The sequence below is a fragment of the Streptomyces spiroverticillatus genome (assembly GCA_014650415.1).
GTDB classification, from domain to species: Bacteria; Actinomycetota; Actinomycetes; order Streptomycetales; family Streptomycetaceae; genus Streptomyces; species Streptomyces spiroverticillatus.
In genome coordinates this window covers 1-20,940 of record BMUX01000021.1, presented here as the reverse complement: position 1 = coordinate 20,940, position 20,940 = coordinate 1, and the positions used below count along the sequence as shown (strand labels likewise).

The 20,940-nt window shown below is 72.0% G+C and carries 22 protein-coding genes and 1 pseudogene; 11 read left to right on the top strand and 12 right to left on the bottom strand.

Annotated elements, in window-relative coordinates; all coding sequences use genetic code 11:
* Positions 1-11: 11 nt before the first annotated feature.
* The 5 genes from IE269_RS36565 to IE269_RS36545 form a co-directional block, all read right to left on the bottom strand.
* Complete coding sequence (locus IE269_RS36565) at positions 12-848, bottom strand: carbohydrate ABC transporter permease (RefSeq protein WP_189827609.1); 837 nt, start codon at positions 846-848, stop codon at positions 12-14.
* Positions 849-854: 6 nt separating this feature from the next.
* A complete protein-coding gene (locus IE269_RS36560) occupies positions 855-1,805 on the bottom strand; it encodes a carbohydrate ABC transporter permease (protein ID WP_229898512.1) in 951 nt (316 codons plus the stop codon).
* Positions 1,802-3,085, bottom strand: coding sequence for an ABC transporter substrate-binding protein (locus IE269_RS36555; RefSeq protein ID WP_189827608.1), 1,284 nt, complete (start codon positions 3,083-3,085; stop codon positions 1,802-1,804). Before IE269_RS36555 ends, IE269_RS36560 begins: the two co-directional genes overlap by 4 nt.
* A gap of 163 nt (positions 3,086-3,248) precedes the next feature.
* Entirely contained in the window at positions 3,249-4,061 is an 813-nt protein-coding gene (locus IE269_RS36550; RefSeq protein WP_189827607.1) for a zinc-binding dehydrogenase, read from the bottom strand.
* Positions 3,986-4,360: an alcohol dehydrogenase catalytic domain-containing protein gene (locus tag IE269_RS36545; protein WP_189827606.1), complete on the bottom strand. Its 375-nt coding sequence runs from the start codon at positions 4,358-4,360 to the stop codon at positions 3,986-3,988. Before IE269_RS36545 ends, IE269_RS36550 begins: the two co-directional genes overlap by 76 nt.
* Before the next feature lie 373 nt (positions 4,361-4,733).
* On the opposite strand from IE269_RS36545, the gene IE269_RS36540 reads away from it, so the two are divergent.
* The 4 genes from IE269_RS36540 (at position 4,734) to IE269_RS36525 (ending at position 7,810) form a co-directional block, all read left to right on the top strand.
* Positions 4,734-5,147 (top strand): VOC family protein, encoded by a 414-nt coding sequence (locus IE269_RS36540; protein ID WP_229898513.1) that lies wholly within the window; start codon positions 4,734-4,736, stop codon positions 5,145-5,147.
* A gap of 108 nt (positions 5,148-5,255) precedes the next feature.
* Entirely contained in the window at positions 5,256-5,867 is a 612-nt protein-coding gene (locus IE269_RS36535; RefSeq protein ID WP_189827605.1) for a hypothetical protein, read from the top strand.
* 8 nt (positions 5,868-5,875) lie between these two features.
* Positions 5,876-7,123, top strand: a complete 1,248-nt coding sequence (locus IE269_RS36530) for a sensor histidine kinase (protein ID WP_229898514.1) — start codon at positions 5,876-5,878, stop codon at positions 7,121-7,123.
* A gap of 42 nt (positions 7,124-7,165) precedes the next feature.
* Positions 7,166-7,810 carry a response regulator transcription factor gene (locus IE269_RS36525; RefSeq protein ID WP_189827604.1) on the top strand — a complete coding sequence of 215 codons (645 nt, stop codon included), beginning with the start codon at positions 7,166-7,168 and terminating at the stop codon, positions 7,808-7,810.
* Between the two features lie 64 nt (positions 7,811-7,874).
* On the opposite strand, the gene IE269_RS36520 is transcribed toward IE269_RS36525, so the two are convergent.
* A complete protein-coding gene (locus IE269_RS36520) occupies positions 7,875-8,195 on the bottom strand; it encodes a putative quinol monooxygenase (RefSeq protein ID WP_189827603.1) in 321 nt (106 codons plus the stop codon).
* A 312-nt stretch (positions 8,196-8,507) separates the two neighbouring features.
* On the opposite strand from IE269_RS36520, the gene IE269_RS36515 reads away from it, so the two are divergent.
* From IE269_RS36515 to IE269_RS36505, 3 genes are read left to right on the top strand one after another with little or no spacing between them, the layout of a single operon-like run.
* Entirely contained in the window at positions 8,508-9,791 is a 1,284-nt protein-coding gene (locus IE269_RS36515; protein WP_189827687.1) for a ferredoxin reductase family protein, read from the top strand.
* Positions 9,792-9,843: 52 nt separating this feature from the next.
* Positions 9,844-10,056, top strand: a complete 213-nt coding sequence (locus tag IE269_RS36510) for a hypothetical protein (protein WP_189827602.1) — start codon at positions 9,844-9,846, stop codon at positions 10,054-10,056.
* A 37-nt stretch (positions 10,057-10,093) separates the two neighbouring features.
* Complete coding sequence (locus IE269_RS36505; protein WP_189827601.1) at positions 10,094-10,876, top strand: sulfite exporter TauE/SafE family protein; 783 nt, start codon at positions 10,094-10,096, stop codon at positions 10,874-10,876.
* Here the strand turns inward: IE269_RS36505 and IE269_RS36500 are convergent.
* Positions 10,833-11,642: a class F sortase gene (locus tag IE269_RS36500; protein ID WP_189827686.1), complete on the bottom strand. Its 810-nt coding sequence runs from the start codon at positions 11,640-11,642 to the stop codon at positions 10,833-10,835. The genes IE269_RS36505 and IE269_RS36500 overlap by 44 nt on opposite strands.
* Positions 11,643-11,796: 154 nt before the next feature.
* Positions 11,797-12,420, bottom strand: coding sequence for a hypothetical protein (locus IE269_RS36495; protein WP_189827600.1), 624 nt, complete (start codon positions 12,418-12,420; stop codon positions 11,797-11,799).
* Between the two features lie 341 nt (positions 12,421-12,761).
* Between IE269_RS36495 and IE269_RS36490 the strand changes: the two genes are divergently transcribed.
* The 3 genes from IE269_RS36490 to IE269_RS36480 are packed head-to-tail and all read left to right on the top strand — an operon-like array spanning position 12,762 to position 17,039.
* Complete coding sequence (locus IE269_RS36490; RefSeq protein ID WP_189827685.1) at positions 12,762-13,385, top strand: NADPH-dependent FMN reductase; 624 nt, start codon at positions 12,762-12,764, stop codon at positions 13,383-13,385.
* Between the two features lie 28 nt (positions 13,386-13,413).
* The gene (locus tag IE269_RS36485) at positions 13,414-15,153 is read left to right on the top strand and encodes an ABC transporter ATP-binding protein (protein WP_189827599.1); all 1,740 of its coding nucleotides are present in this window, start codon (positions 13,414-13,416) and stop codon (positions 15,151-15,153) included.
* Positions 15,150-17,039 carry an ABC transporter ATP-binding protein gene (locus IE269_RS36480; RefSeq protein WP_189827598.1) on the top strand — a complete coding sequence of 630 codons (1,890 nt, stop codon included), beginning with the start codon at positions 15,150-15,152 and terminating at the stop codon, positions 17,037-17,039. The genes IE269_RS36485 and IE269_RS36480 overlap by 4 nt, the downstream gene beginning before the upstream one ends.
* A 41-nt stretch (positions 17,040-17,080) precedes the next feature.
* On the opposite strand, the gene IE269_RS36475 is transcribed toward IE269_RS36480, so the two are convergent.
* Positions 17,081-18,367: a sensor histidine kinase gene (locus IE269_RS36475; protein WP_189827597.1), complete on the bottom strand. Its 1,287-nt coding sequence runs from the start codon at positions 18,365-18,367 to the stop codon at positions 17,081-17,083.
* Entirely contained in the window at positions 18,364-19,104 is a 741-nt protein-coding gene (locus IE269_RS36470) for a hypothetical protein (RefSeq protein ID WP_189827596.1), read from the bottom strand. Before IE269_RS36470 ends, IE269_RS36475 begins: the two co-directional genes overlap by 4 nt.
* A 196-nt stretch (positions 19,105-19,300) precedes the next feature.
* On the opposite strand from IE269_RS36470, the gene IE269_RS36465 reads away from it, so the two are divergent.
* On the top strand, positions 19,301-19,648 hold the full coding sequence (locus tag IE269_RS36465) for an I78 family peptidase inhibitor (RefSeq protein WP_189827595.1): 348 nt from the start codon (positions 19,301-19,303) through the stop codon (positions 19,646-19,648).
* A 55-nt stretch (positions 19,649-19,703) separates the two neighbouring features.
* Here the strand turns inward: IE269_RS36465 and IE269_RS36460 are convergent, their stop codons facing one another.
* Together IE269_RS36460 and IE269_RS36455 are read right to left on the bottom strand one after the other, a co-directional pair.
* Positions 19,704-20,495 (bottom strand): glucose 1-dehydrogenase, encoded by a 792-nt coding sequence (locus IE269_RS36460; RefSeq protein ID WP_189827594.1) that lies wholly within the window; start codon positions 20,493-20,495, stop codon positions 19,704-19,706.
* A 71-nt stretch (positions 20,496-20,566) separates the two neighbouring features.
* Positions 20,567-20,860 (bottom strand): annotated as a pseudogene (locus tag IE269_RS36455) (SanA/YdcF family protein); the annotation flags it as partial.
* Positions 20,861-20,940 lie beyond the last annotated feature (80 nt).

The following is a 20,940-nucleotide window of genomic DNA, read 5'->3' as shown; positions in this document are numbered from 1 at the left end:
GTCCAGTCGTCCTAGTCGTCGATGCCCGAGCGTTCCACCCCCGCCACGATCCACCGCTGGAAGAAGAGGAACACCAGCAGCAGCGGGAGGATCGAGACGGCCGCCGCGACGAAGAGTTCGTGGAGGTTGACCGTCTGGGCGGTGTTCAGGGTGGACAGCGCCACCTGCACCGTCCAGGAGTTCTGGTCCTGCCCGATGACCAGCGGCCACAGGAAGGCGTTCCAGGCGCCGATGAAGGTGATGGTGCCGACCGCAGCGAACACCGGACGGGAATTGGGCACCACGATCCGCCAGAAGGTCCGCCAGTGCCCGAGCCCGTCCACCCGGGCCGCGTCCTCCAACTCCCGTGGAAATCCCAGGAAATACTGCCGGAAGATGAAGCACGCGAAGGCCGAGAAGAGCGTCGGGATGATCAGCCCCCGCAGGGTCGAGACCCACCCCAGGGACGACACCAGCACGAAGCTGGGCACGAAGGTCACGGCGGCGGGGACCATGAGGGTGCCGAGGATCGCGTAGAAGACCTTGTCGGAGTGCTGGTACGGGATGCGGGCCAGCCCGTATCCGGCGAGCGCGGCCAGCAGCACCGTGCCCAGCGTCGTCGCCACCGCGATCAGCGCCGAGTTGAGGAGCGAGCGGGCGAAGGGGATCGCCGTGTCGGAGAAGAGTTCCGAGACATTGCCCCACTGGAGGCTGGACGGGAAGAAGGTCCAGTCCGGGGAGGTGATGTCGGCGTCCGTGGACAGGCCGTTGCGGACCAGCAGGTAGAAGGGGATCAGGAACAGCAGGGCCAGGGCGACCAGCAGCACCGCGCGCAGGGCGCGGCCGGCCCGTACGAGAGCGTCGTCCACCGGGAGTCAGTCCTCCTTCCGGCCGAGGCCGAAGAAACGGGCCTGGAAGATCGTCACCACGGCGATGATCAGGGCCAGGATGATCGCCCCCGCGCTGCCCATGCCGAGGTTCTGCCCTTGGCCGAGCGCCGTGTAGTAGAGGTACACCAGCGGCGGGCGGGCGTACGGCGGGTAGCCGCGCGAGTCCGAGAGCAGGTTGTAGAACTCGTCGAAGGCCTGGAAGGCGTTGATGACCAGCAGCAGGACCACCGCCACCGACGTCGCCCGCAGCAGCGGGAAGGTGATGTTGCGGAAGACCTGCCAGCCCGGACGCGCCCCGTCGACGGCAGCCGCCTCGTACAGCGTCGGGGAGATGCGTTGCAGGCCCGCCAGGAAAAGGATCATGTAGAACCCGGCCTGGAGCCACAGCCGTACGGTCACGATGACCAGCCAGTACCAGGGCGGCGAAGTGGTCGACAGCCACGCCGTCTGGTCCGCGCCGAACCAGCCAAGCACCGTGTTCGCCAGCCCGAACCGCACCCCGTTGAAGATCGACATCTTCCAGATCAGGGCCGCCACGACATACGAGCAGGCCGCCGGCAGGAAGAAGACCGACCGGAAGAAGGCCTGCGCGAAACGGAGCCGGTTCACCATCAGCGCGAGTGCGAGCGAGAGCGCGTACGTCGCCGGGACGATGAAGGCCGTGAACAGGGCGAAGGTGCCGAGGCTGCTGGTGAACGACTCGTCGCCCAGCATCGCCGTGTAGTTGTCGAGCCCGACGAAGTCCGTGGGGGAGACGGTGTTGTGGGCGTCGAAGAAGCTGAGGTAGAGGCTCCAGAGGAGCGGTACGTACGTGAAGAGGCCGAGGCCGATCGCGAACGGGCCGACGAACACCCAGAACCACAGCGTCCGGTTCTGGGTGCCCAGCAGCCGCTCCCGCAGGCCCCGGCGCGGGGCCTCGTCCGGGGCTTGGCTCACGAGGTCTTCTTCTTCACGCGCTGGAGCTCCTCGTTCGCCTTGCGGACCACCTTCTTCAGCTCCGTGTCCGGGTTCGCACCGTCCTTGACGATGCGGCTCAGCGCGTCCTGGTAGGCGGTCGCCGACGCCGGGGTCCACAGAAGGGGCTGGGCGTACGCGTTCTCCGTCGCGTACTTCACCGCGTCGGCCGCCGCGCCCTGCTTCAGCTTGTCGGCCTTCTTGGCGAGGGAGATACGGGCCGGGATGTGGAACCCGTACGACAGCGCGAAGTCGGTCTGGAACTCGGCCTGTTCGATCCACAGCCACTTGATGTAGTCCTTGGCGGCGGCCTGCTGCTTGCTGCGCGCGTTGACCGCCGCGCCGTACGCGCCGACCGGCACCGACGGCTTTCCGCTGCCGCCGTCCTTCGGGAAGGGCAGCACACCGAAGTCGTCGCCGAGCGCCTTCTGCACGGCGGGCAGCGCCCACAGCCCCGACCACTGCATCGCGGTCAGGCCCTGGACGAACGCGGACGGGTCCGCCCAGTCCGTCGGCGCGCCCAGCAGAAGCGACTTGTCGGCGTACAACTGGCGCAGCTTGCCGAGCGCGCGGGCGGCGGCCGGGTCGTCGAAGCCGACCTTGCCGTCCTCGGTGACGAGCGAGAGCCCGGCGGCGTACAGCGGGGTGCCGCCGAGGGAGCCCACGCCGCCGTCGTTGCCGAGGAAGAGACCCTTGGTCTTCTTGTCGGTCAACTTCCTCGCCGCGTCGACCAGTTCGTCCAGCGTCGTCGGCGGCTCGACATTGGCGGCCTTCAGCAGGCTCTTGCGGTAGAAGAGGAGCTGCATGTCGATGACCTGGGGTACGGACCAGATCTTCCCGTCGTACGTCTTCGGGGCGAGGACCGCCGGGTTGAAGTCGTCCTTCACGCCCTCGAACAGGTCCGTCAGGTCGACCACCTGGCCGCCCTGGATCTGGTCCAGCGTCGGCCCGTTGACCTCGAACACGTCCGGGCCGTCGGCCGTGAGGAGGGCGGCGGCGGTCTGCTGGTCGTAGTTGCCGGGCCGCCACTGCACGGTGACCTTGGTCTTCTTGTACGCCGCCGCGTACCGCCGCACGGCCTGCTCGGTGCCGGCCTCGCCGTACTGGTGGTACCACTGGGCGAGCCCGGGGCCGCCGCTCGCGCCTCCACCGCCGCCCGAACTTCCTTCGTCGCGGCCGGTGTTGGAGCCGCAGGCCGTCAGGGCGCCCCCGGCGGCGAGCGCGGAACCGGCGGCGAGAAGGGTGCGGCGGCTGATCGACATGACGTGTTCCCCCAGTGGTTCGCAGTGGTTGATCGTCGGGACCGGACCGTCGCCGGGCCGGTACGGACCGGACCATCCTGCGGACGGACCTCCCAACGATCAACCATGCGGGGGGATTACGACCAGTGTGTTGCGCCGGTGTGTCGCCCTGTGAGACGTGCGCTCAGGCCCCGGACGCCGCCGAGTCCGCCGCGTCCGCCGCGTCCGCCCGCACCAGGATCTTCACGTGGGCCCCGCCCCGGGCCAGCAGCTCCCGGTAGCCGTCCTCGTCCGCCCGGTCCAGCGGGATGCGGTCCGTGACCAGTGCGGTCAGGGACTCCTCGCGCAGGCGGCCGTCGGCGAGGGCCGTGATCACCGCGGGGAAGTCCGTCGCGTCGTACGCGAAGCTGCCCGTGTAGACGATCTCGTTCACCATCAGCGCGGTCGGGTCGAGTTCGGCCGTGCCGCCCTGCGCGACGGTCACCGCCCGGCCCCCCTTGCGTACGACGGCGAGGAGCGTGTCCACGGCCGCCCGGCCCGCACCCGACGCCTCGAACGCCGCGTCCACCCCGCCCGGCACCCGCGCCAGCACCTCGGCCGCCGCGTCCTGCTCCGTCGGGTCCACGGCCAGGTCCGCGCCCAGGCCGAGGGCGAGCTCCCGGCGGGCCGCGTCGATCTCGCTGACCGCGACGAACCCCGCCCCCTGCGCCTTCGCGGCCAGCAGCAGGCCCAGCCCGATCGGGCCCGCGCCGACCACGGCCACGCTGCCGCCCTCCGTGAGGCCCCCGCGGCGCACCGCGTGCCAGGCCACCGCCAGGGGCTCGACCAGGGCCGCGGTCTCGGTGGAGACGCCCTCGGGGAGGACGTGGGCGCGCCCGGCCGGGACGACCGCGTACTCGGCGAGCCCGCCACCGCCGCCCATCAGCCCGAGGAAGCCGAACTGCACGCACAGGTTGGGCTCGCCGCGCAGGCACGCCGGGCAGGTCCCGTCGTACACGATCGGCTCCACGGCCCCACCGCTCCGACCTGCACGGACGTGACGTCGTCGGCGACTTCCACGACCCGGCCGGAGAACTCGTGGCCCTGCACGAACGGGCCCTCCTCGCCGATCAGCGGGTGCACGAAGCCGGTGGCGGGCACCGCGGGGTGCGTGTAGTGGTGCAGGTCGGAACCGCAGATGCCGTTCCACTCCACCCGCACCTTCACCGTGCCGGGCCGCAGCCGGGGCACGGGGACGGTGTCGAGACGGAGGTCCTGGGGGCCGTGCAGGCGCAGCGCGCGCATCGAGGAGCTCATGCGGCGCACGATATGACTCGTGTCACCAGGGGGTGGGGAGGGGGCGGCGATGGGGCGGACGGGGTGATCTGCTACCCGGCGGCCCGGTCACGCGGCCGGCAACTCCCGCAGAGCGTCGCGACGTTGCTTCCGGAAGGCCTTGGCCGATCAGGGACTTCGCGGGCCGGTGCGTTCGGAGCGAGAAGTCGACGCCCCCGAGAGCGAGGAGTCGACGTCTCCGAGCCGCTTCGCCGAGCCGTCGTTCGAATCCTGTGTCATTTTTCTTCCGTGGGAGCGATGAGTTTCCTTCTCGCCCCCGGTCTACATCTGTGAAAGGCGACGGCAAGCGGGCCGCGCCGGACGCGAGTGACGACGAGAGACAGGGACGCACACCATGGCGACGTACCAGCAGATGATCTTCCTGAACCTTCCGGTCAAGGACCTGGAGGTCTCGAAGAACTTCTTCGCCAAGCTGGGCTACGGCTTCAACGAGCAGTTCAGCGACGAGAGGACCGCGTCGATGCCGATCAGCGAGACGATCGTCGTGATGCTGCTGTCCGAGCCGCGCTTCAAGGAGTTCACCACCAAGGAGATCACCGACACCTCCACCCACACCGAGGCCCTCATCGGCATCAGCGCCGAGAGCCGCGAGAAGGTCGACGAGCTGTGTGACGCGGCCCTGGCGGCGGGCGGCTCGGCCGCGAACCCCCCGCAGGACCACGGCTTCATGTACGGCCGCTCCTTCCAGGACCCGGACGGCCACATCTGGGAGGTCATCTGGATGGACCCGGCGGCGGTCCAGGGCTGAGCCGCCCCCGCAGCGGCGCACGTCACGGCCGGGGGTTCGGTTTTCCCCACCCCCGGTGCCCGTGCCTGCACGATCGAGTGCCAGGGGCGCGGTCGGCACGCTTGAGGCATGGACAGCAGCGTGCAGGTGCAGGCGAAAGTGGCGGGGCCCCGGAGGGTTCCCGGGTGGCGGGAGATCGTGCGGGAGCCGTTCCGGGCGGAGACCTGGCGGCGGGTGTTGTATCTGGTGCTGGTCGTGCCCGTGAGTGTGGTGTGTGTGCCGCTCGCGGTGGTGGGCGGACCGGTGGGGCGGGTGCAACGCGCGTTGCGGGAGCGGGTGTTGGGGGAGAGTTTCGAGGTGCGGGAGAGGGGTGGGGTGCTCGGGGTGGTGCATGCCCTGGCGGCTGTGCCGTTGGGGGTGGTGGGGTTGGTGGTGACGGCGTACTGCTGGTTCGTGGTGGTGATCAACGTCGGGTATCCGTTGCGGCCGGGCGGGGATCCGACGAATGCCTGGGGCGGGCCCACGATGGCCGGAGCCTGGGCCGTGCACGGGATAGCCGGCGGGGTGGGGTTCCTGTTGCTCACGCCGTGGATAGGCAGGGGATTCGTCGCGCTTCAGGGGCGGCTCGCGGAGGGGCTGCTCGGGCGGGACGGGCGGGGGCGTGGGCGGGCGCTCGGGCTCGCGGTCGGGGTCGTGGTGGTGTGCGGACTGTTGTCCGTGCCGGTCGTGCATCAGTTTTAGTGGGTGCTGTGAAACGTTTGTTGAAGGCGTTGCTGCACGCCCTTGTCGCTCTGCCCCTTGCTCTCGTCGGGATGCTGCTCGTGGTCGTCGGGCTGCTGGTGGGCGGGGTGTTTTCCGTCACCGCGCTCGGGCCGTGGGTGATTGCGGCGACGGTACGTGGGGCGGGTGGGCTGGCGTCCGTTCAACGGGCCCTGGCGGGTGCGCTGTTGGGGGTGGAGGTCGAGGCGGTACCCCCGTTGCCGCCCGTCGGCGGGCCGTTCGAGTGGCGGCGGGCCGTACTCGCCGACCGGCGGGCGTGGCGGACGGTCGGGTGGGTGTGCCTGGCGCCGGTACTGGCGGTGCCGGGGCTGGTGGTCGCCTTCAACTGCTATGCGTACGGGCTGCTGTTTCTGCTGCACCCGGTGTTGCGGCATGTCAACTACACCACCGTCCGCACCCCCGACGGCAGGGAGCGGCGCATCTCGCTGAGTCTGTTCGGCGTGCAGCTGGACGCGTGGCCGTGGTGGCTCGCCGTGGTCGCCGCCGGTGCGCTGCTGCTCACCGTCGCGCCGCGTCTCGTACGGCTGGCCCTCCGCCCGTACGAGAAGGTCCTGCGCTCCCTCCTCGGGCCGGGGGCCGCCGACCGGCGCATCCACGCGCTGGAGGAGACCAGGGCCCGGGCCGTCGAGGACGCCGCCGCCACCCTGCGGCGCATCGAACGCGACCTGCACGACGGGACGCAGGCCCGGCTCGTCGGCCTCGCCATGCACCTCACGATGATCCGGGAACTGGTGGCGGGCGGCGCTCCGAGCGATCAGGTGCTCGCCGTGGTCGAGACGGCACAGGGGAATGCCAAGCAGGCCGTCGTCGATCTGCGCGGGCTGGTCAAGGGGATACACCCGCCCGCACTCGACCAGGGGTTGGACGTCGCCCTGGCCACGCTCGCGGCGGACAGTCCGCTGCGGGTGGAGGTGCGGGCGGGCATCGGTGAACGGCCGTCCCCCGCCGTCGAGTCGATCGCCTACTTCTGCGCCGCCGAACTCCTCGCCAACGCTGCCAAGCACAGTGGGGCGGACCTGGTAGAGGTCGAAGTCGTCGGCGGGGGAGGGGTGTTGAGTCTGGTGGTGCGGGACGACGGGAGCGGCGGCGCGGTCGTCGGGGCGGGCAGCGGGCTGACCGGTCTGCGCGGCCGGGTCGGGGCGGTGGACGGGATGCTGGAGTGCGAGAGCCCGGTGGGCGGGCCTACGGTGGTGCGCGTCGTTCTGCCGTATCGCTGAGCCGACGCCGTCTGCCGTACCGCCGAGAGGAATCGCCCCACCATGCGTGTTGTCGTCGCCGAGGACTCGGCGCTGCTGCGGGACGGGCTCGTCCAGCTCCTGGCGATGCGGGGCGTGGAGGTGGTCGCGGCGGTGGGCGACGCGGACGCGCTGCTGGTGGCCGTCGCCGAGCACGGGCCCGACGCGGCGGTCGTGGACGTACGGATGCCGCCGACGCAGACCGACGAGGGGCTGCGGGCGGCCGTCGAGATCCGGCGCACGCACCCGGGGACCGGGGTGCTGATCTTCTCCCAGTACGTCGAGACCCGGCATGCGGCGCAGTTGCTGGGCGGCGGGGCCGGAGGCGTCGGCTACCTGCTCAAGGAACGCGTCGTGGACATCGGCGAGTTCGTGGACGCGCTGGGGAGGGTGGCGGCCGGCGGGACCGCCCTGGACCCGGAGGTCGTCTCGCAGCTCTTCGGTGCGAGCCGCCGGGCCTCGGCGCTGGACGCGCTGACGCCGCGCGAGCGGGAGGTGCTGGGGCTGATGGCGCAGGGCCTGACGAACCAGGCGATTGCCGAGCGGTTCGTGGTGACGGAGCGGGCCGTCGAGAAGCACGTGGCGAACATCTTCGCCAAGCTGGGGCTCGCGGTGGGGGAGGGCGGGCACCGGAGGGTCCTGGCGGTGCTGCGGTATCTGGAGGGGTGAGGGGGGCTGGAGGGGGGAGGAGGACTGGTGGGGTGAGGGGCGGGTGCCCCTCACCCCCGTCGGATCAGATCTGGAGCTCGCCCATCTCGCTCCAGCCCGTCTGCCCCTCGATCGTCGTGCTGACGATCTGCGGGGTGTGCCGCAGCAGCGGGCGCATGCTCTCCAGGCCCGCGCGGAAGTGGTCGGAGTTCACGTGCGCCTCGGCCGCGTCGTCCTGGAAGGCCTCCACCAGCACGTACTCGTTGGGGTCCTCGACGCTGCGGGACCAGGTGAACCACAGGTTGCCCGGCTCGGCGCGGGTGGCGTCCGTGAACGCCGCCACGTGCTCGGTCCAGGACTCGGCGTACTCGGGCTTTACCGGAAACTTCACGACAATAAAGATCATTGGGCCATTCTAGGCCCGCCCTTAATCCCCGTTCAGGGCTCCCTCAAGGCTGCCTTAAGGATCGTCGCCGACCGCCCTGACCTGCCCTTTCCCCCTTACCCCCGGCCTACCGTGGCACACGTGACGATCGAGGCCCCCGCACCGCTCCACGCACCGACCCACGCACCGCCCCAGCCCCTCCAGGCGCCGCCCCGGCCGGACGCCTACCCGGCCCTCTCGGCCTACCTCTCCCGGTCCGCCCCGGTGCCGACCCCCGCTTCGGCGCCCCCGGCCCCCGAGCCCGTCCGTACCCCCCGCCTCACCCCCCGCACCCTGCGCACCGGCATCCTCACCGGCATCGGCACGGTCTGCCTCCTGTGGGGCGTGCAGGCCGTCCCCTCCTTCCGGCTGGACTCCCTCTTCGCCGCCGGAGCCCACCTCAGCGGGCTGCTCGCCGGGTACGGGGTCCTCGTCATGCTCTTCCTGATGGCCCGCGTCCCCGCCGTCGAGCACGGCGTCGGCGCCGACCGGCTAGCCCGCTGGCACGCGCTCGGCGGGCGGTACGTGCTCTCCCTGTGCGCGGGCCACGGGCTGCTCGCCCTGTGCGGGTACGCCGCCCACACCGGCGCCGACGTCTTCTCCGCCGCCGTCGACCTCCTCGGGTACGCCGGTGTCCTGACCGCGGTCCTGGGCACCGCGCTCCTCGGCGTCGTCGGCCTCACCTCCGCACGTGCCGTCCGCGCCCGGCTCCCGTACGAGACCTGGCGGGCCCTGCACCTGCTCACCTACCTCGGCGCGGCCCTCGCCTTCGCCCACCAGCTCGTCGGCCCCGACATCGCCGGAAGCCCCCTCACCCTGTGGCTGTGGGCGATGCTGCACGCGAGCGTGGGCGTGCTGCTCCTCTGGTACCGGGGAGTCGTGCCCGTACGCCAGGCCCTGCGGCACAGCCTGCGGGTGCGGGAGGTCCGGGACGAGGGGCCGGGGGTCGTCTCCGTACTCGTACAGGGCATCGGACTGGACGAACTCCGGGCGGAACCCGGGCAGTTCTTCCGCTGGCGGTTTCTGCACCGGCGGCTGTGGCACACCGCGCTGCCGTTCTCGCTGTCGGCGCCCGTACGGGACGACACGCTCCGCATCACCGTGAAGGCGGCCGGCGACCACACCCGGCGGCTGCGCAGGCTGCGCCCCGGCACCCGGGTCCTGGCCACCGGACCGTTCGGCGCGCTGACCGCCCACCGGCGGACCCGGCGCAAGGTGCTGCTGCTCGCGGGCGGGGTCGGGATCACCCCGATGCGGGCCCTGTTCGAGACGCTGGAGTGCGCACCCGGTGAGCTGACCCTGTTCTACCGGGCGGGCAGCGAGGCGCAGTTGGTGCTGCGCGAGGAGCTGGAGGAGATCGCCCGGGAGCGGCGGGCGAACCTGCACTTCCTGCTCGGGCCCTCGGACGGCGCGTACGACCCCCTCGCCCCGCGGGCCCTGCGCGCACTGCTGCCCGATCTCGCCGAGCACGACGTGTTCCTGTGCGGGCCGCCCGGGATGGCGGACGCGGCGACGGCGTCGCTGCGGCGGGCGGGGGTGCCCGAGGGGCACATCCATGTCGAGCTCTTCCGCTTCTGACCCGTCTCTGCTGTTTCCGATCTGCCGCTTCCGACCCGTCGAGGACTTGATCATGGCCCGTCATCGCAGACCCCTCCCCGCCCCCGGGGCAGCCCTCGCCCACCGTGCCCGCCGGCAGGTCGCCGCCGGGCTCTTCGGGGTGAGCGCGCTCGCCGCGACCGTGCTGGCCGCCGTCGTGGAACCGGCCGCTCCGCCCGCCCCCGACCGGGCCCCGTCCGGTCCTGCGGCGACCGCCTCAGATCTGGCTCAAGTTTCCGAGAAGTAAGTGGTACCGGAGCGGTGTGCTCCGTACTGTCGTGATCATGCCCGACATCTCGATGACCGCCCTCCTGCTCCTGTGTCTCGCCGCCGCCGCGGCCGGGTGGGTGGACGCGGTGGTCGGCGGCGGGGGACTGCTGCTGCTTCCCGCGCTGGTCATGGGCCTGCCGCCGGGCATGGCAGGCACCTTCGCGCTCGGCACCAACAAGGCCGTTGCCATCGTCGGCACCTCGGGCGCGGCGATCACGTACGTCCGCAAGGCCCCGATCGACGTGAAGATCGCGCTGAAGATCGGCATCGCGGCGCTCGTGGGCTCGATGACCGGTGCGCTCTTCGCCGCCGGGATCAGCGACGCGCTGCTGCGGCCCATGATCATGGTGGTGCTGGTGGGTGTCGGTACGTTCGTCATCTTCCGGCCCAGCTTCGGCACCGCGCCCGCGACCGGGCCCGCCACCAAGCAGCGGGTGCTCGCCGCGATCCTCCTCGCGGGCTGCGGAATCGGCTTCTACGACGGCCTGTTCGGCCCCGGCACCGGCACCTTCCTGGTCCTCGCGCTCACCGCGATCCTGCACTTCGACATGGTCAACGCCTCCGCCACCGCGAAGATCGTCAACGTCTGCACGAACGCGGGCGCGCTCGCGACCTTTGCCGTGCAGGGGTACGTCCTGTGGCAGCTCGCCCTGCTGCTGGCCGCGTTCAACCTCACCGGGAGCCTGATCGGGGCGCGCACCGCGCTCAAGAAGGGGAGTTCTTTCGTGCGGGTGGTGTTGCTGGTGGTGGTGTTCACGCTGGTCGCGAAGCTGGCGTACGACCAGTGGGTGGCGTGATTTCGTCGGAGGGCGTGCTTTCGGGGGCTGCGTGGCCGGTTCCTTCGGGGGCCGCGTTGTGGGTCACGGCGCGCACTCCCGTGAGGTGCGCGAAGACCACCACGTTCCCCCGGTAGCCCTTGCCCTCGACGAAGCCGCCGCCGCAGGTGATCACCCGCAGCTCCGGGCGCGCGGCCTTCCCGTACACCTTGCTGTCGGGGAAGTCGGCGGCGTCGTACACCTCGATCGCGTCGATCGTGAAGACGGCGGTACGGCCGTCCTTGCGCAGCACCTCCACCGTGTGGCCCTTGTGCAGCGCACCCAGGCGGTAGAAGACCGCGGGCCCCTCGGCGGTGTCCACGTGACCTGCGACGACGGCGGTTCCGGGGGTGCCGGGCGGGGTGCCGTCCCGGTACCAGCCCGCGATGTTGGGATTGCCCTCCGGCGGTACGTCCAGACCGCCCGCGGCGTCCAGGCCCAGGCGCATCACCGGGGTGTCCACCCGGATCTGCGGAATGCGCAGGCGTACGGGTTCGGAGGCGGGCAGTGGGGCGACGGCGGTTCCCTCGCGCGGGCCGCCCGCCCGGTCCGCCGGATGCGGGCGTCCGGGGGCGAACGCCTCGGCGGCGGAGGGCTGGGGCGGCGAGGCGGACGGGGTCGCGCCGCCCCGGATCAGCCAGACGCCGGTCAGGACGGCGAGGGCGAGGACGGCGCAGTGGGTGCGGAAGCGGGCGGCGTCCGCGGGGGCGAGGGAGGGCAGCCGGGGGAGTCGGGGCAGCCGGGGCATCCTTGGCACGGGTCCTCCCGCTGGCGTACGTGCTGGTGGTGGCCTGGGTGACGGGCAGCCCGCGTCCCCGCCCGGGACTCATGGTGAAGGGCGGGGCCGCGGGACGGTGACGGCGACCGACGCGGCTTGTGCTCCCGCACGGGCCGCACGGCTGCTAGCGCGAGCCGCTCGCCCGGCGGCGCAGCAGCCAGGTGCCGCCCACGGCGGACGCGGCCAGGACGGCCGCCCCCGCCGCGATCTGGGGGGTGCTCGGGGCGGTGGTGCCGCCGCCGACGCCGGTGCGGACGTGGCCGGAGGGGGTGGTGGTGGTGGTGTGGGGACTCGGGCTCGCGTCCGGGCCGGCGGTGACGTGGAGGTCGCCCATGGCCGACCGCTTGCCGTCGGCGCAGGACACGCTGATCCCGTACTCGTCCTTGACCGTGGTGGAGGGCACGGTGAACTGCCCGACCAGCACTTCCTTGTGGGTGCTGGTCGCCAGGGTGAAGTCGCCGATGCCGAGCGAGGAGGCGTTGCCGGTGCCCTGCCCGCCGGGTCCGCAGGCGGTGGTGTTCACCGTGACGACGGCGCCGGGGGCGGCGGTCGCGGGGTTGAACTCCAGGGTTCCCGCCGGCGGGGGGTCCTCGGCGAGGAGGGCTCCCTGCAGCACGGGCTCGACGGGCTCGGGTTCGTCGGCCGCGGCCACCGCGCCGGGGGCGCCCAGTGCGAACCCCACGGCGACGAGTACGGCGAGGGTCGCACGGGTCGGCCTGGGGCGGCGGGGGCGGGGCGGGGTGGGCATGGGGGCTCCTTCGGGGGCGGTACGGGTGGGGCTTCCGCTGCTTCGAGGTAAGCGGTGCGGCCCCTTCCCCGCCTCCCGAACCTTCCGGCCGGTGGGGGGTCCGGGGGCGTGCCTCCCCGAACATCCCTCCAGCTCACCGGGGGTGCGGGGTGCTTCCGGCGACCCGCAGCCCGCACCACCCCGAACGGGTGACGCCCCCCCACCGCCTCCCGGTGCCGGACCGCTTCGGCCCGGCCCGCCGGACCAAGAGGGTCCCCGGCCCGGCCCGCGCGGCGGCAGCCGCGGTCCCTCCTTCAACCCCCCTTGACCTCAAGTCCACTTGACGTATGACGCTTCTCCGCATGGACATCAACACCGCCGCAACCGGCGCATTCGACCAGGTCACCTCCAGCCCCCTCCGCCTCGCAGTGATCGTCGGCAGTAATCGTGAGGGCCGCTTCGCCCCCGTCATCCGGGACTGGTTCCTCGCCCGTGCCGAAGGCTTCGGCGGGTTCGAGGTGGACGTCGTGGACGTGGCGGAAGCCGATCTGCCGACCGCCCTCTCCTTCCGGCCCGACGAGCAGGTCAAGGCCGAACTCGCCAAGGTCACCCACAAGTTGGCGGGCGCCGACGCCTTCGTCGTACTCACCCCCGAGTACAACCACTCCTACCCGGCAGGCCTGAAGAGCCTCATCGACTGGCACGGCAGCGAGTGGCACGCCAAGCCCATCGGCTTCGTTTCGTACGGGGGGCTTTCCGGAGGGCTGCGTTCCGTCGAGCATCTGCGGCAGGTCTTCGCCGAGCTGCACGCCGTGACCCTCCGCGACACCGTCTCCTTCCACGGCCCGTGGGGACAGTTCGGCGAGGACGGGCAGCACCTCGACCCCGAGGACTCCGACACCGCCGCCAAGGCCATGCTCGACAAGCTGACCTGGTGGGCCCACGCCCTGCGCGACGCCAAGTCCGTCCGTCCGTTCGCCGCCTGACGGCCCGAACCCGAGGCAGACCACCCTCATGCGCGCTCTCCTGGGGCTGCTGCGCCCCCGCCTGCACCCCTACCGTCGCCCCCTCGCCCTCGTCGTGGCCCTCCAGCTCGTCCAGATCGCCGCGACCCTGACCCTGCCCACCCTCAACGCCGATGTCATCAACCGGGGCGTCCTGACGGGTGACACCGGGTACGTCCTCGCCTCCGGGGGCCGCATGATCGCCGTGACCCTGCTCCAGGTGGCCGCCTCCGTGGCGGCCGTCTGGTTCGGGGCGCGGATCGCCATGGGGATCGGCCGCGACCTGCGCTCCGCCGTGTTCTCCCGGGTCCAGGACTTCTCCGTACGGGAAGTGGGGACGTTCGGGACCTCGTCGCTCATCACCCGTACGACCAATGACGTCCAGCAGGTGCAGACGCTCGCCGTGCTGCTGCTCACCATGCTGGTCGCCGCCCCGCTGATGTGCCTGGGCGGCATCGTGATGGCGCTCAGCCAGGACGTGCCGCTGGCCCTGCTGATGCTGGTCTTCGTGCCGCTGCTCGGCGGGGCTGTCGGACTCATCGTCCGCCGGATGCCGGTCCTCTTCCGGGGGATGCAGCAGCGCATCGACCGGGTCAACCGCATCATGCGGGAGCAGATCACCGGTATTCGTGTCGTGCGGGCCTTCGTCCGCGACCGGCACGAGCAGGAGCGGTACGCCGGTGCCAACGCCGAGCTGATGCGGGTCGCCCTGCGCAGCGGGCGGCTGATGGCCCTCCTCATGCCGACCATCCTGATCGTGTGGGAGCTGGCCACCATCGCCGTCGTCTGGGTGGGCGGACAGCGCATCGACTCCGGGGCGCTCCAGGCCGGCTCGCTGATCGCCTTCCTCGGGTATCTGATGCAGATCCTGATGGCGGTGATGATGACCGCGTTCCTGATGATGCAGGTCCCGCGCGCCGAGGTCAGCGCGGAACGCATCCGCGAGGTGCTGGAGACCGAGCCGAGTGTCGTCGCACCCCTCGCGCCCGTACGAGCGCTGCGGGAGAAGGGTCGACTCTCCCTGCACGACGTCGACTTCAGCTACCCCGGTGCCGAGGAGCCCGTCCTGCGCGGCATCTCTCTCACCGCCCGCCCCGGCCGCACCACCGCCGTCATCGGTTCCACCGGCAGCGGCAAGACCACCCTCCTCCACCTGATCCCACGTCTCTTCGACGCCACCGGCGGCCGGGTCCTGGTCGGCGGGGCCGACGTCCGCGAACTCGACCCGGACGTCCTGTCCCGCACGGTCAGCCTCGTACCGCAGAAGCCGTACCTCTTCTCCGGCACCGTCGCCTCCAACCTCCGGTACGGAAACCCCGACGCCACCGACGACGACCTCCGGCACGCCCTCGACGTCGCCCAGGCCCGGTCGTTCGTCGATGCCCTGCCCGAGGGGCTCGACGCCCCCGTCGCCCAGGGCGGCACCAACCTCTCCGGCGGGCAGCGCCAACGCCTCGCCATCGCACGGGCGTTGGTCGCCCGGCCCGACCTCTACCTCTTCGACGACTCCTTCTCCGCCCTCGACTACGCCACCGACGCCGCCCTGCGCCGCGCCCTGGCCGCCGAGACGCGCCGCGCCACCGTCGTCATCGTCGCCCAGCGCGTCTCCACCATCCGCGACGCCGACTCCATCGTCGTCCTCGACGAGGGCCGCGTCGTCGGCACCGGCACCCACGACCACCTCATGCGGACCAGCCCCACCTACCGGGAGATCGTCCTCTCCCAACTCACCGAGGAGGAAGCCGCATGAGCACCGCCCCAGCCCGGCAGAAGGAAGTCCCCGCCCCAGCCCGGCAGAAGGAGGTCCCCGCCCGCCAGGGCCCGCCCCCGCAGCGCGGCCCCGGCGCCGTCAACGCCCCCTCCCTGGAACGCTCCCTCGACTTCCGCCGCTCCGGAATCCGGCTGCTGCGGATGCTCGGCCCCCAGAAGCACCTGGTGGCCGCCGCCCTCACCGCCGGAATCCTCGCCGTCGCCCTCGCGGTCCTCGCCCCGAAGATCCTCGGCGAGGCCACCGACCTGGTGGTGAGCGGCGCGAAGAGCGCCATGGGCATCGACTTCCCCGCCGTCTCCCGGGTGCTGCTCCTGGCCCTCGCCCTCACCGCCGGCGGCGCGCTCTTCACCTGGATACAAGTGCGCATCGCGATGGTCGTCGCCCAGCGCCTCGCCTTCCGGCTGCGCGAGCGCGCCGAGACCAAGCTCGCCCGACTGCCCCTGGCCTACTTCGACCGGCAGCCGCGCGGCGAAGTCCTCTCCCGCACCACCAACGACATCGACAACATCACCCAGAGCGTCCAGCAGGCCTCCGCCCAGATGGTGCGCGCCCTGCTCACCCTGGTCGGCGTCCTCGCGATGATGTTCTGGATCTCGCCCCTGATGGCGCTGGTCACCCTCGCAGGCGTCCCGCTGTCGGTGTACGGGGCCTACCTCATCGGCCGCCGCGCCCAGCCCCAGTTCGTCCAGCAGTGGGCCGTCACCGGCAGACTCAACGGCCACATCGAGGAGATGTACACCGGGCACGCCCTGGTGAAGGTCTTCGGCCGGAAGGAGCAGGCGATCGCCACCTTCGACGCCCTCGGTGACGAACTGTACGAGGCAGGCTTCCGGGCCCAGTTCATCTCCGGCGTCATCCAGCCCGCGATGGCCTTCATCGGCAACCTCAACTACGTCCTCATCGCCGTCGTCGGCGGTCTGCGGGTCGCCTCCGGCACCCTCACCATCGGCGAGATCCAGGCCTTCGTGCAGTATTCGTACGAGTTCAACGGCCCCATCACGCAGATCGCCGCCATGGCCAACCTGCTCCAGTCGGGCGTCGCCTCCGCCGAGCGCGTCTTCGACCTCCTGGACGCCGAGGAGGAGTCCGCCGAGCCCGCCCCCAGCGGGCGTACGGAGAAGGTCACCGGCCGGGTCACCTTCGAGAAGGTCGCCTTCCGGTACGAGCCCGACAAGCCCCTGATCGAGGACCTCACCCTGACCGTCGACCCCGGCCAGACCGTCGCCATCGTCGGCCCGACCGGCGCGGGCAAGACCACCCTGGTCAACCTGCTCATGCGGTTCTACGAGGTCACCGGCGGCCGCATCACCCTCGACGGCACCGACATCGCCGCCCTGCCCCGCGAGGAACTCCGCGCCCACACCGGCATGGTCCTCCAGGACACCTGGCTCTTCGGCGGCACCATCGCCGAGAACATCGCGTACGGCGTCGAGGGCGACCTCCCGCGCGAGCGCATCGTCGAGGCCGCCATGGCGACGTACGCCGACCGCTTCATCCGCACCCTCCCCGACGGCTACGACACCGTCGTCGACGAGGAGGCCGGGAACCTCAGCGCCGGCGAGAAGCAGCTCATCACCCTCGCCCGCGCCTTCCTCACCCAGCCGTCGATCCTGGTCCTGGACGAGGCCACCAGCTCCGTCGACACCCGCACCGAGGTCCTCATCCAGCGCGCCATGAACTCCCTGCGCGCGGGCCGCACCTCGTTCGTCATCGCCCACCGGCTCTCCACCGTCCGCGACGCGGACGTGATCCTGGTGATGGAGGCGGGCCGCATCGTCGAACAGGGCTCGCACGACGCCCTCCTGGCCGCCGACGGTGCGTACGCCCGCCTCTACGCCTCGCAGTTCGCAGCCGTCGCCGCGTAGCCGCTTCGTACGGTACGAACAGGGGTGGGCCGAAGACCGGCTCACCCCTCGCGCCGTGCCTCCGGCAGCGTCACCCGGACCACCGCGCCCCCGTCGACCGGGTGGTTCGACAGCTCCACCCGCGCCCCGATCGCCCGCGCCTGCCCGAACGCGATCGTCAGGCCGAGACCGCTGCCCTGACCGCGCTCGGCGGCCCCGGTCAGGAACCGCTGCGGGCCCTCGGTCAGCAGCTTCTCCGGGAAGCCCGGACCGTGGTCGCGGATCACCACGCAGGGCCCGTCGACGTGCACCCCCACCGGGTCCGCGCCGTGCCTGCGGGCATTGACCAGCAGGTTCGTCAGGATGCGTTCCAGGCGGCGGGCGTCGGTGCGGACGTACGTGTCCTCGTCGGGGGCGGTGAGCTCCACGACGCAGCCCAGCCGGTCCACCAGGCTGCGCACCAGGCGGCCCAGCGGGTGCGCGGCCAGCTCCGGCTCCTCCGTGTGCGAGTCCAGGCGGGCGACCTCCAGGAGGTCCTCGGTGAGCGTGCGCAGGGCGGCGACCCGGTCCCGCACCAGCTCGGTGGGGCGGGACGCAGGGAGCAGTTCCGCGGCGGTCTGCAAGCCGGTGAGCGGGGTGCGCAGTTCGTGCGCCACGTCGGCGGTGAACCGCTGCTCGGTCTCGATCCGGCGCTGGAGCGAGGCCGCCATGGTGTTCAGCGCGGCGGACAGCTCCGCCACCTCGTCCTTGGTGGCCCGGGGGCCGTCGTGACTCAGGGCGATCCGGGCGTCCAGGTCGCCGTTGCTGATCCGCCGGGCGGTGGCCGCCGCCGTACGCAGCCTGCGGCTCAGCCGGGACGCCAGCGCGGCCCCGCCGAGAGCGGCCAGACCCACCACGACCGCGCCCCACACCACCAGGCTGCGGTCCAGGTCGTTGATCTCGGCGCGCTGGGCGCCCAGCGGCAGCCGCACCGACAGCACCTGGTCGCCGATCGGCCGGGCCGCCCACACGCTCGGGTTCGGGCCCGACAGGTCCAGGTAGGTGTTGCGGGAGCCCGCCCGGGCGGCGGCATCCAGCGCCGGGGGCACCTCGGGGGAGTCGAGGGCGGAGCCCGTGTCCTGCGGGTTCACGTGCCCGGTCAGCTCGTACAGCTGGCGCACCCGGTACAGCTCGGCGATCGCCGACTCGCGGGCGGTCTCGGCGACCTGCGCGGTACGGGCCTGATGGATCAGCACCCCGATGGCCAGCGCCACCAGGGCCGCCCCGGCGGCGGGCAGCGCGGCGATCTTCCAGCGCAGGCTGAGCCCGGCGACGAACGCCCGCACACGGCGGACGGGGCGGGGGGTCACGGGGCGGGCTCCGGATCCTTCGTCTTCGGGGGTGCCACGTCCTTGGGGGTGGGCTCCTTGCCCGGGACGGACTCGGGGGCGTCGCCGTCCGCGCGGAAGCTGCGCACCTCGCTGACGGTCAGCATCCGGTTGCCGTCCCAGCGGTAGCGGATCGCCTGCTCGCCGCCGTCGGTCGCGGAACCCCGGACGACCAGGTCGACCCCGACGGACTCCACGACCGGACGTACGCCGCTCGTGTAGAGGATCGGCACGATCTTCCCGTCGCGGACCGTGTACGCGGCCATCACCACCCGGCCGCTCTCCAGATCCACCGCACAGATCAGCTCCGGCTTCCCGTCGCCGGTCAGGTCGTGCAGCACGGCCGGGCGGATGCCGGGCTTGCCCGGCTTGTCGACCGGACCGCGCCGGGTCAGCCGGCGCATCCGGGGGTCGGCCCGCAGGACGTCCGTCTGGTCCATGGCGGCGAGCCCGCCCGCCGGGACGGCGGGGGAGTCGGGCAGCGGGTCCGGGGCGGGCTGGAGCTCCGGATCGGTCACCGCGTCCGAGGGTGAGGACGACTCGGGGGACCAGGCGGGCCACAGGGTCTGCGGGCGCGGCTGGGCACTGGCCGAAGGGGCGGGCTCACCGGGGCCGAGCCCTTCGGGGGCACCGCACCCGGCGAGCAGGACAGCGCCGAGCGCCGCGGCGGCGGGGACGGCCGGAACGGATCTGCGCGGAGTGCTCGGACGGCGGGACATAGGTCCCTCGACCTTATGTACCGAGCATCACAAGAACCGGGACATTCTGTAACAACCATACGTACGGTCCATCGCGGTCCGCACACCTGCGCGGACCGCGTGCCGCCCCGCCTCCCGTACACGTACGACACGCGATACACCCGAACGAGTGCCCCTGGTTTGGAAGTTGGCCGTCGGCAATAGCAAGGTGCCCTGCATGCACAGCTCCCACCTGAAGACCCTGTTCACGGCAGCAGCCCTCGCGGCGACCTTCTTCGCCCCGGCGGGCGAGTCCCACGCGGCCGGTGCCGGCGAGGGCGGGTCCGCCCGGCCCGCGGTGGCCGTCGCACCCGACTACGACCAGTGGATCGGCAAGACCCTGGTGCGGGACGGGGAGAGTGACCCCGTCGGCGTCCCCGCCGAGCGCCTCGTCCACGAGCGGGACATCCCCGAGCCGTACCGGATCGTCAGGCCCGGCTCGATCCTGACGCAGGAGTACATGCCGGACCGGATCAACGTCCACGTCGACGACGCGAACCGGATCACCCGCGTCACCTTCGGCTGACGGCTGACGGCTGACGGCTGACGGCTGACGGCTGACCGCTGACCGCCGCCCCCGCCTACTGGCCCGCAGGGCGCTGCGGGACCAGTCCCGCCGTCCAGCCCCCGTCCACCGCCAGCTCCGCCCCCGTCACGTACGCCGCCGCGTCCGACAGCAGGAACGCCACCGCCGAGGCGATCTCATGGGGCACCCCCACCCGCCCCATGGGAGCGCCGGGGTACTTGCCCGCCCCGACCTCGATGCCCACGTGCGCCGTCATGTCCGTGTACGTCATCCCCGGATGCACCGAGTTGACGCGGATCCCGGCCTCCGCCAGCTCCACCGCGCCGATCTTCGACAGCCCGCGCACGCCCCACTTGGACGCCCCGTAACCGGCCGTCCGCACCATGCCGGTGAGGCCCGCCGCCGACGAGATGTTCACGATCGCGCCGCCGCCCGCCTCCCGCAGCACCGGCACCACCGTCTTCATCCCGATGAAGACCCCGACCAGGTTGACCTCGACGATCTCCCGGAAGCGGGCCACGTCCGCCTCGGCGAGCAGCTCGCCGCTGGATATCCCGGCGTTGTTGACCAGCCCGTCCAGGCGGCCGAACTCCCGCACCGCGAAGGCGACCGCCGCCTCCCAGCTCCGCTCGCTGGTCACGTCGTGCTGGTGGAAGCGGGCCGCCCGATCCCCGTACGCGCCCGTCAACTCCTTGACCAGCGCCGAGCCCTCGTCCACCAGCACGTCCGTGACGACCACCCGCCCGCCTCCCGCCACGACCGCCCGTGCGGCCGCCGCCCCCAGACCCCGGGCGCCCCCGGTGATCAGTACGACCCTGCCGTCCAACTGCCCCTGCGCACCGGCCACGTGGACCCACCGCCTCTACGTATGCACCGTATGCCTAAACGGCATACCCGATCCGGACGGCGGTCAGTGTGTCAGCGCGCCGCACCCCCTGCCAACGCCTCGGTGACCCCCTTTTCCCGCTCACCGAGAAAGTGCGGGTCGGGACGGAAGGTCGCGTCCAGCAGAGCCTTGCCCGCCGCGAACACCTCGCGGGCCCCGCCGTAGTACCAGGTCGCGTCGTGCTCGTCGTCCACACCGACCCCGAAGCCGTCCACCCCGGCCGCCTCGCACAGCGCGACCGCCCGCCGGATGTGGAAGCCCTGGCTGATCAGGACCGCCCGGTCGACCCCGAAGATCTTCTTGGCGCGCACGCACGAGTCCCAGGTCGCCGAGTCTGCCTATGCAGAGTCACGGGAAACCACCGATCTCCCTACCGAACACGAACTAGGTAAGGGAGCGCACACCA

Excerpts from the sequence above, each read along its gene's own strand:
- IE269_RS36555 (WP_189827608.1), bottom strand. The coding sequence starts at position 3,085 with ATGTCGATCAGCCGCCGCACCCTTCTCGCCGCCGGTTCCGCGCTCGCC.
- IE269_RS36545 (WP_189827606.1), bottom strand. The coding sequence starts at position 4,360 with ATGAGCTCCTCGATGCGCGCGCTGCGCCTGCACGGCCCCCAGGACCTC.
- IE269_RS36540 (WP_229898513.1), top strand. The coding sequence starts at position 4,734 with ATGGCGACGTACCAGCAGATGATCTTCCTGAACCTTCCGGTCAAGGAC.
- IE269_RS36535 (WP_189827605.1), top strand. The coding sequence starts at position 5,256 with ATGGACAGCAGCGTGCAGGTGCAGGCGAAAGTGGCGGGGCCCCGGAGG.
- IE269_RS36525 (WP_189827604.1), top strand. The coding sequence starts at position 7,166 with ATGCGTGTTGTCGTCGCCGAGGACTCGGCGCTGCTGCGGGACGGGCTC.
- IE269_RS36520 (WP_189827603.1), bottom strand. The coding sequence starts at position 8,195 with ATGATCTTTATTGTCGTGAAGTTTCCGGTAAAGCCCGAGTACGCCGAG.
- IE269_RS36510 (WP_189827602.1), top strand. The coding sequence starts at position 9,844 with ATGGCCCGTCATCGCAGACCCCTCCCCGCCCCCGGGGCAGCCCTCGCC.
- IE269_RS36505 (WP_189827601.1), top strand. The coding sequence starts at position 10,094 with ATGCCCGACATCTCGATGACCGCCCTCCTGCTCCTGTGTCTCGCCGCC.
- IE269_RS36500 (WP_189827686.1), bottom strand. The coding sequence starts at position 11,642 with ATGCCCCGGCTGCCCCGACTCCCCCGGCTGCCCTCCCTCGCCCCCGCG.
- IE269_RS36495 (WP_189827600.1), bottom strand. The coding sequence starts at position 12,420 with ATGCCCACCCCGCCCCGCCCCCGCCGCCCCAGGCCGACCCGTGCGACC.
- IE269_RS36490 (WP_189827685.1), top strand. The coding sequence starts at position 12,762 with ATGGACATCAACACCGCCGCAACCGGCGCATTCGACCAGGTCACCTCC.
- IE269_RS36485 (WP_189827599.1), top strand. The coding sequence starts at position 13,414 with ATGCGCGCTCTCCTGGGGCTGCTGCGCCCCCGCCTGCACCCCTACCGT.
- IE269_RS36480 (WP_189827598.1), top strand. The coding sequence starts at position 15,150 with ATGAGCACCGCCCCAGCCCGGCAGAAGGAAGTCCCCGCCCCAGCCCGG.
- IE269_RS36470 (WP_189827596.1), bottom strand. The coding sequence starts at position 19,104 with ATGTCCCGCCGTCCGAGCACTCCGCGCAGATCCGTTCCGGCCGTCCCC.
- IE269_RS36465 (WP_189827595.1), top strand. The coding sequence starts at position 19,301 with ATGCACAGCTCCCACCTGAAGACCCTGTTCACGGCAGCAGCCCTCGCG.